Raw genomic sequence first — 8,076 nt, 5'->3', positions numbered from 1 at the left:
CGCACTCGCCCCTCGGCCTCCGCGACCTGCCGGAGGGTGCGAACTCCGGGGACTCCGCGGGGGCCACCCGTACGGCCTTGCCCGTGACCCGGCTGGAGCCGTCCGCCGAGACCTCCAGGGGGACGACACAGCCGGCGCGGTCGTCCTGGATGGTGGCGCGTATCGGGGTGCCGAGGCTGATGGCGAGGCGCTGGAGGTGGTTCAGCACGGCCTGCTGGATCTCCTCGCCCGGCTCCGCCACGACCGCCGTACCGCCCACCGAGGCGCCGCCGGCGCCGTACACCCGCACGGGCACCGCCGCCGGGTGCGCCACGGGCCCCGGCGCCCGCTTCTTCTCGAAGCTCAGTCGAGCCATCGGTCCTTCCCTCACTCCCCCGTGCCGCGATCCGGCCGTACGCGTCCTGCCGACCAGTCTGCTGGTTCCACCCCCGCCCCGGCGTCACCGCGACGTCACAGCCTCGTCTCAACGGACCGGCGCCGCCGGTGCGGCTCGCCGGGGGCCGCGCGGATGTGCTGGTCAACGACGCGGCGGCGGTCTCGATGCGCCGCCGGACGAGGGCGCACGCGAAAGGGAGCCGAAGGCGCTGCCCTCGGCTCCCTCGCGGACCGCTGCGGCCTACTTCCCCGCGTCCGCCGCCTTCACCAGCGCGTCCTTGGTGACCGCACCGGCGTAGACCTTGCCGTTGTCGGTGATCAGGGCGTTGACCAGGCGGGTGGAGAAGACCGTGCCCTTGCCGAACCGGCCGGAGACCTTCTCGCCCAGGGAGCCGAGGAAGCCGGCCGCGTCGCCGCCCTTGGCGCCGGTGGGCAGGCCGCCCTTGGCCCCGGTGTCGAAGGTGGCGATGGAGGTCCAGCCCTTGCCGAGGACGGTCGGTCCCGCGGCGCCTTCCAGACCCTTGCCCTGGATGCCTTCCAGCCCCTTGCCGGGCCGGTCGGCGCCCTTGCCGGGCGCGTCCTCGCGCTCCGTGACCTTCGCGCCCTCGGGCGGGGTGAAGGCGAACGTCGAGGCGGCCGGGCGGGCGAAGGAGACCTCGGTGAAGCCCGCGTCGAGCACCGCGGCGCCGCCGCTCTTCGGGGTCAGCGTGAACTTCAGCGGCATTCCGGTCCTGGCGTCCACCGCGATGCTGATCGCGCCGACCGTGGTGCCGGACTGCCGGGGCTTGATCAGCAGCTTGTAGGCGTCGCGCCCGGCGACGTGCACGGTGCCGTCGACGGTCACGGAGGTGGTGTCGTCCACCGACTTCAGGGCCTCGTCGGCGAAGTCCTTGGGCGTGGCCGGGGGCTCGGCCCGCCGGTCCTTGCCGACGGGGGCGGTGCCGTGGGAGACCTGGTGGCTCTTGCTGTCGTAGCCCCAGACGTCCTTGCCGTTGTGGATGACGCTGTACTCGGCGCCCTGCTCGACCAGCGACAGCTTCTGCCGGTCCGGGCCGTCGGCGGCGACGCGCAGGGTGTGCGTGCCGGTGACCAGCTCGGTGAGCCGGGCCTGCGGGTCGGCGGCGGAGCCGGAGCCCGCGCCGCGGGTCATGCCGGAGGTGATGCCGCTCCCCAGGCCGCCGAGGTCGGGCAGGCCCAGGTCGGTGCCGACCTTGACGGTGCCGGACAGCTGCTGCACGTCCGACGCGGCGATCTTCTGGATGAGCTGCTGGGCGGTGATCCGGGGCAGGTCGGGGTCGCCGGAGTCGGCGAGGGCCGGGACCAGCCCGATCGTGGCCGCCGCCACCCCCACCACCGCGACCGGGACGGCGTACCGGGCGGCCGTGCGGCGGCCCGAGCGCGCTTCCTCGCCCCGCTCGGCGCCCTGTGCGTCGTCGGATTCGTACGGTGCCATGTGTGCCTTACCTCCGTCGTCGGCGGCGGCTGCTCTCACGCTGGTCCACCCGAGCCGCCGGTCTCACCCGAATCGGTGAGGAGTGGTGATGTCCGTGGTGTCCATACGACCAAATCCGCGCTGAGGAATCGTCAGACCACGGAGGCAACTCGGCGTACGACTGCGGTATGACACGCAAGGGACACCCCTAGGGGCTCGAACGGATCCCTATGGGCAGCATGGGGCAGCCGGGCGGGTACGGCCACCCGGCGGACGCCGAACGGGTCGGTTCCCCGGCGGACGCCGAACGGGTCGGTTCCCCGGCGGACGCCGAACGGGTCGGCCACCCGGCGGACTCCGGACCGGCCGGTCACCCGGTCCGGTGCACCACCGCGTCGCACAGCTCGATCAGCGCGACCTTGGCGTCGCACTCCCGCAGCGGCGCCAGTGCGGCGCGCGCCTCCTCGGCGTAGCGCACGGTGTCCCGGCGGGCCTGTTCCAGGGCCGGGTGGGCGCGCAGCGCGGCCAGCGCCTCGGCGTGCCGGGCGTCGTCGCTGAGGTCGGAGTCCAGCAGCTCGCACAGGGCGATGTCCTCCGGCAGCCCGAGCCGGGCGGCGCGCTCGCGCAGCCGGAGCACGGGGAGGGTCGCGATGCCCTCGCGCAGGTCGGTGCCGGGGGTCTTGCCGGACTCGTGGGAGTCGGAGGCGATGTCCAGGTAGTCGTCGGCGAGCTGGAAGGCGACGCCGAGCCGCTCCCCGTACTGGGTGAGCACGTCCACGACCGTCTCGTCGGCGCCGGACATCATCGCGCCGAACCGGCAGGAGACCGCCACCAGGGAGCCCGTCTTGCCGCCGAGCACGTCCAGGTAGTGCTCCACCGGGTCGCGGCCGTCGGTGGGACCCGCGGTCTCCAGGATCTGGCCGGTGACCAGCCGTTCGAACGCGAGGGCCTGCACCCGGACCGCCTCGGGGCCGAGGTCGGCGAGGATCTGCGAGGCGCGGGCGAAGAGGAAGTCGCCGGTGAGGACCGCGACGGAGTTGCCCCAGCGGGTGTTGGCGCTGTCCACGCCCCGGCGTACGGCGGCCTCGTCCATGACGTCGTCGTGGTACAGCGTGGCGAGGTGGGTCAGCTCCACCACCACGGCCGACGGCACCACACCGGGCGCGTAGGGGTCGCCGAACTGCGCCGCGAGCATCACGAGCAGCGGCCGGAACCGCTTCCCGCCGGCCCGGACGAGGTGCTGCGCGGCCCCGGTGATGAACGGGACCTCGCTCTTGGTGGCCTCTAGCAGGCCTTCCTCGACAGCCGCCAATCCGGCCTGGACATCGGCTTCGAGAGCCTGGTCCCGCACGCTCAGCCCGAACGGCCCGACGACGGTCACGAGGGGTCTCCTGTCTGCTGGTGTCTGCTGGCGCTTACACGGTTTGTCGATAGGTCGCTGCCATCACTCAAGTCAGCGTATCCGGTCCGGTTTCGATCACCGATAGCGCCCACCCGTCCAGCCCGGGCGGTATCGGAGCACAACCGGCACCCCTTCGATCGGATGAGAAGAACGGACAATTATCGACTTAACAGGAAAATCCGAGCTTCGTCGCGAGCCCGGAGGTGAGCGGAGTACCCGCTCCACCCCACCGAGGGACGAATACCCAGAATCCCTCATGCCCGATTTAACACAGTTTGCCATTTGGTGAATTGGGCCACACCCACCCTTCGCCGCCGACCGGCCGTCCGGGACCCCGTTCCGCCTTGCCGCACAGGCGAGTTGAGCGTTGGCAATCGCAAAGGATCAAGTACCCCATAGGGCAATGATCAAGGTCAAATGCCTCATCGGGTGAATCCGGCACTTGTTCCCGACATGTGCTCTCGCATACGTTCCCGACCCATCGGGCGGACGCCGAATCCTGCCGCCGCCCGAACCACCCATCAGCGAACTCATTCGTACGGCAGGAGCGGGGGACCCAGGTAAGTCGCCGGACCGGACGACACACGTGACGCAGCGCATGCCGCGACACGCGGTCGCACCGGGACGGCTCGGGGTTAAGTCGTGCCTCTCACGGGGCACGGCCGGGCACCTCCCCGCCCGAACCCGACAGCTCACCTCGCAGGCGTAGGAGAGGAACGTCCCCATGCCTGCTGCCGTTCAGTCGCGCCGCACCCGCACCAACCGTCTCGTCCGCATGCTCGCCGTCGCCGGCACCGGCGCCGCCGTGATCGCCATGCCGCTCGTGAGCGCCGCCGGCGCCTCCGCGGCCCCTGCCACCACCTCGGCCTCCGTGACCGCCGCCGGGTACTCGAACAACCTCGACGGCTGGATCCGCGAGTCCCTCGCGATCATGAGCCAGAAGGGCATCCCGGGCTCCTACAACGGCATCTACCGCAACATCATGCGCGAGTCCTCGGGCAACCCGAACGCCATCAACCTGTGGGACTCCAACGCCGCCAAGGGCATCCCGTCCAAGGGCCTGCTCCAGGTGATCGACCCGACCTTCAACGCGTACCACGTGGCCGGCACCTCGTGGAACATCTACGACCCGGTCGCCAACATCACCGCCGCCTGCAACTACGCGGCCCACCGCTACGGCTCGATGGACAACGTCAACAGCGCCTACTGACCGGCGCCGGCCGGGCCGACGGCATCCTGTCGGCCCGCCGGGAACAGTCTTTCGAGGACGACGGCGATGCCGTCGTCCTCGTTCGACGCGGTGACCTCGTCGGCCACCGCCTTCAGCTCCGGATGGGCGTCGGCCATGGCGACCCCGTGCGCCGCCCACCGGAACATCGGGATGTCGTTGGGCATGTCGCCGAAGGCCAGGGACCGTTCCGCAGCGACGCCGAGCCGCTCGGCGGCCAGCGCCAGACCGGTCGCCTTCGTCACCCCGCACGGCTGGAGCTCCACGGTCCCCGGCCCGGACATCGTGACCGTGGCCAGCGTGCCCACCACCGAGCGGGCCACCGCCGCCAACTCGTCGTCGGACAGGGTGGCGTGGCGCAGCAGCACCTTGCTGATCGGCGCCGCCCACAGATCGTCGCGCCGGCCCACCCGGACCGCGGGCAGCGTCGGGTGGGGCATCCGGTAGCCGGGCTCGATCAGTGTGAGCCCGTCCACGCCGTCCTGGTCGACGGCCGCGTACACCTGCCCCACCTCGGCCTCGATCTTGCCGAGCGCGGCCTCGGCCTGCTCCCGGTCCAGCCGTACCGACCACAGCAGGCGGCCGGTCCCGGCGTCGTAGACCTGCGCCCCCTGCCCGCACACCGCGAGCCCCGTGCAGCCGAGGGCCGCCAGCAGCGGCCGCACTCTGGGCGCCGGGCGGCCGGTCACCACCAGGTGCCGGGCACCGGTCCGGGCCGCCCGCGCGAGCGCCGAGAGCGTGCGCTCGGAGACGGTGTCGTCGCCGCGCAGCAGCGTCCCGTCCAGGTCGGTGGCGATCAGTGCGTACGCGGGGGAGGGTGCCATGAGCAGAGAATACGGACCCTCCGACTCCGCCGACTCATCCCTCGTCGCGCGTACTTGCGTGCCGTCCGCCCCCAAGTGCGCCCCGTGGCACCCCTGATGGGGATCGGCCGCGGGACGCGGCCGGGTGCCCCGCCGGGTGGGGCGCGCGGCCCGCGAGCCGGTGCCGTCGACCGGGGCGCGGCCGGGGCGATCCTCGGCGGGCTCTGCCCAAGACGCGCGTCCCGGCCGTAACGTGTGGCCGACCACGTGGATCAGCGCCATGCATGGCCCGGATGAGAGCGAGGCAGTACCCCATGCCCCCCTTCGACGTCCCCGAGGGCGACCCCTTCGGTCCGCACAACCTTCCCTACGGCGTGTTCTCCCCCTCCGGCAGCCGGGAGCGCCGGGTCGGCGTGCGGCTCGGGGACCAGGTCCTCGACGCGGGCGCCGCGGCCGCCGCCCTGGGCTCGCCGCACCACGCGCTGCTCGCCCGGCCCACCCTCAACCCGCTGCTCGCGGCCGGCCGCGCCGCCTGGTCCGAGGTGCGCGCCGCGGTCACCTCCTGGGTCACCGACCCCGCGCACCGCGAGACCCTGGAACCGCTCTTCCACCCGCTGTCCGAGGTGGACCTGCACCTGCCCTTCGAGGTCGCGGACTACGTCGACTTCTACGCCTCGGAGAACCACGCCCGCAACGTCGGCAAGATCTTCCGCCCGGACGCCCCCGACTCCCTCACCCCGAACTGGAAGCACCTGCCGATCGGCTACCACGGCCGCGCCGGCACCGTGGTGGTCTCGGGCACGGACGTCGTACGGCCCCGCGGGCAGCGCAAGGGCCCCGCCGACCCGGCGCCGGTGTTCGGGCCGTCGATCCGGCTGGACATCGAGGCCGAGGTCGGCTTCGTCGTGGGCGTGCCGACCGAGCCGGGCTCCCCGGTCGCGCTCGGCGACTTCCGGGAGCACGTCTTCGGGCTGTGCCTGCTCAACGACTGGTCCGCGCGGGACATCCAGGCCTGGGAGTACGTGCCGCTCGGCCCGTTCCTCGGCAAGTCCTTCTCGACCTCGGTGTCGGCGTGGATCACCCCGCTGGAGGCCCTGGAGCACGCGCGGACGGCCCCGCCCGAGCGCACCCACCCGCTGCTGCCCTACCTGGACGACGCGGCCCCCGGCATCGAGCCCGGCGGCTACGACCTGCGCATCTCGGTCGCCGTCAACGGCCAGGTGGTGTCCGAGCCGCCGTTCTCCACCATGTACTGGACCGCCGCTCAGCAGCTCGCCCACATGACGGTCAACGGCGCCTCGCTGCGCACCGGCGACCTGTACGGCTCGGGGACCGTCAGCGGGCCCGACGAGCACCAGCGCGGCTCGCTGCTGGAGCTGACCTGGAACGGCCGTGACCCCCTCGACCTCCCCGACGGCAAGCGCGCCTTCCTGGAGGACGGCGACGTGGTGACGCTGTCGGCGTGGGCCCCGGGCGCGAACGGGACCCGCGTCGGGCTCGGCGAGGTCACCGGGCGGATCGTGCCGTCGCTCTGACGGCACCGGGGCGGCGCGCGCGGGTGCCGGAGCGGACGGTCGGCTCCGGCACCTGACTCGCGGCGCCTTCCTTCGTCATACTGGCGAGGACAGGCACCACACCCGGCGGGCGCCCGCGCGCACCGCCCCTCGCCGCACCACCCGCACCCGCACCTCCCCTCGCCTTCTTGCCCCTCTCGGACCAGGAACCGGAGCCCCGGCATGATCGTCTGCCTGCTCCTGCTGAGCGGCGTCGCCCTGACGGCGGCCGTACCGGCACCGCGCGCGCTGACCCGGGCCGACTGGCCCGAACGGGAACCCGTGGTCGCGCTGTGGGTGTGGCAGTGTCTGGTCGCCACCGTCCTGCTGTGCTGTCTGGCCGGGCTGACGCTCGGCGCCGCGGCGGTCTTCCGCACCGTGCGCGACCATGTGTTCGCCCCCGCGCCGCCCGCCGTCACGGCCGCCTACGACCTCTCCGCGGCCCCGGTGTGGGCCGCCCTGCTCACCGTGGGGCTGGCCTGCGGGGCGGCCTGGACGACCGCGATGCTCGGCCGGGAGCTGGTCGAGGTCCGCCGCAGCCGGGGTCAGGCCCGGGCCCAACTGCGGGAGCGAGCGCCGGAACTGCCGCCCGGGCTGCCGGCCGCGCGGGGCCCGATGCTGGTCCTGGAGGACGAGTACCCGGACGCCTGGTGGATGCCGGGGCACCCGCCGCAGCTGGTGGTGACCACGGGGGCGCTGCACCGCCTCACCGGCCATCAGCTGGACGCCGTCCTCACCCATGAGCGCGGCCACGCGCGCGCCCACCACGACTGGCTGCTGCACCTGTCCGCCGCGCTCGCCGCGGGCTTTCCCCGGGTACCGCTCTTCGCCCATTTCCGCGACCAGACGCACCGCCTGGTGGAACTGGCCGCCGACGACGCCGCCTCCCGGCGCTGCGGCCATCTGACCACCGCCCTCGCGCTGATCGAGCTGAACCAGCACCGGGGCGTGCTCTCCTGCGCCTCCAGCCGCCGGCTGCTGGGCGAGCGGGTGGACCGCCTGCTGGAGCCGCCCCCTCGGCTGCTGCGCCGGCACCGGGCCCTGACCACGACGGTGGCCGCGCTGGTGCCGCTCCTGCCGCTGCTGATCACCTTCGCGCCGGGGCTGACGGCGCTGTCCTGAGTGCTGTGGCCGGGAGGGTTTGCCGGTGAACCTTTCCGGTCGCGGCACTGAGCCGGACGTGACAAGGGCCCGGCGGCGTACGGCCGCCGGGCCCTGATGGGCTGTCACGCGTGGAAGAGTCCCCGGTGCTGTGGCCGGAAAGGTTTGCGGTGAACCTTTCC

Annotated in this window: 6 protein-coding genes, 1 pseudogene and 1 riboswitch; of the genes and pseudogenes, 3 read left to right on the top strand and 4 right to left on the bottom strand. The window is 73.1% G+C overall.

Annotated features, from left to right (window positions below; genetic code table 11):
* The 3 genes and pseudogenes from FRZ03_RS40495 to FRZ03_RS23015 all read right to left on the bottom strand — a co-directional run.
* Window positions 1-355 (bottom strand): annotated as a pseudogene (locus FRZ03_RS40495) (tetratricopeptide repeat protein); the annotation flags it as partial.
* Between the two features lie 261 nt (window positions 356-616).
* Complete coding sequence (locus FRZ03_RS23020) at window positions 617-1,828, bottom strand: LolA family protein (RefSeq protein ID WP_146467049.1); 1,212 nt, start codon at window positions 1,826-1,828, stop codon at window positions 617-619.
* 349 nt (window positions 1,829-2,177) lie between these two features.
* Complete coding sequence (locus tag FRZ03_RS23015; RefSeq protein ID WP_070025348.1) at window positions 2,178-3,188, bottom strand: polyprenyl synthetase family protein; 1,011 nt, start codon at window positions 3,186-3,188, stop codon at window positions 2,178-2,180.
* A gap of 533 nt (window positions 3,189-3,721) precedes the next feature.
* Window positions 3,722-3,930: riboswitch (cyclic di-AMP (ydaO/yuaA leader) on the top strand.
* 3 nt (window positions 3,931-3,933) lie between these two features.
* Between FRZ03_RS23015 and FRZ03_RS23010 the strand changes: the two genes are divergently transcribed.
* Window positions 3,934-4,419, top strand: a complete 486-nt coding sequence (locus FRZ03_RS23010; protein ID WP_146467048.1) for a transglycosylase SLT domain-containing protein — start codon at window positions 3,934-3,936, stop codon at window positions 4,417-4,419.
* Here the strand turns inward: FRZ03_RS23010 and FRZ03_RS23005 are convergent.
* Entirely contained in the window at window positions 4,413-5,261 is an 849-nt protein-coding gene (locus FRZ03_RS23005) for an HAD family hydrolase (RefSeq protein ID WP_146467047.1), read from the bottom strand. The two genes, FRZ03_RS23010 and FRZ03_RS23005, sit on opposite strands and share 7 nt — an antisense overlap.
* A gap of 293 nt (window positions 5,262-5,554) precedes the next feature.
* Here FRZ03_RS23005 and fahA point away from each other — a divergent pair, with 293 nt between their 5' ends.
* The gene (gene fahA / locus FRZ03_RS23000; protein WP_146467046.1) at window positions 5,555-6,775 is read left to right on the top strand and encodes a fumarylacetoacetase; all 1,221 of its coding nucleotides are present in this window, start codon (window positions 5,555-5,557) and stop codon (window positions 6,773-6,775) included.
* Between the two features lie 201 nt (window positions 6,776-6,976).
* Window positions 6,977-7,915, top strand: coding sequence for a M56 family metallopeptidase (locus FRZ03_RS22995; RefSeq protein ID WP_146467045.1), 939 nt, complete (start codon window positions 6,977-6,979; stop codon window positions 7,913-7,915).
* Window positions 7,916-8,076: the final 161 nt, after the last annotated feature.

The organism is Streptomyces misionensis, from assembly GCF_007896895.1.
In the GTDB taxonomy this organism is placed as follows: domain Bacteria; phylum Actinomycetota; class Actinomycetes; order Streptomycetales; family Streptomycetaceae; genus Streptomyces; species Streptomyces misionensis_A.
This window is presented reverse-complemented; position numbering and strand designations above follow the sequence as displayed.

Bases quoted from the DNA above. Each gene is read 5' to 3' on its own strand.
- FRZ03_RS23020 (WP_146467049.1), bottom strand. From the start codon at position 1,828: ATGGCACCGTACGAATCCGACGACGCACAGGGCGCCGAGCGGGGCGAG.
- FRZ03_RS23005 (WP_146467047.1), bottom strand. From the start codon at position 5,261: ATGGCACCCTCCCCCGCGTACGCACTGATCGCCACCGACCTGGACGGG.
- FRZ03_RS23010 (WP_146467048.1), top strand. From the start codon at position 3,934: ATGCCTGCTGCCGTTCAGTCGCGCCGCACCCGCACCAACCGTCTCGTC.
- fahA (WP_146467046.1), top strand. From the start codon at position 5,555: ATGCCCCCCTTCGACGTCCCCGAGGGCGACCCCTTCGGTCCGCACAAC.
- FRZ03_RS22995 (WP_146467045.1), top strand. From the start codon at position 6,977: ATGATCGTCTGCCTGCTCCTGCTGAGCGGCGTCGCCCTGACGGCGGCC.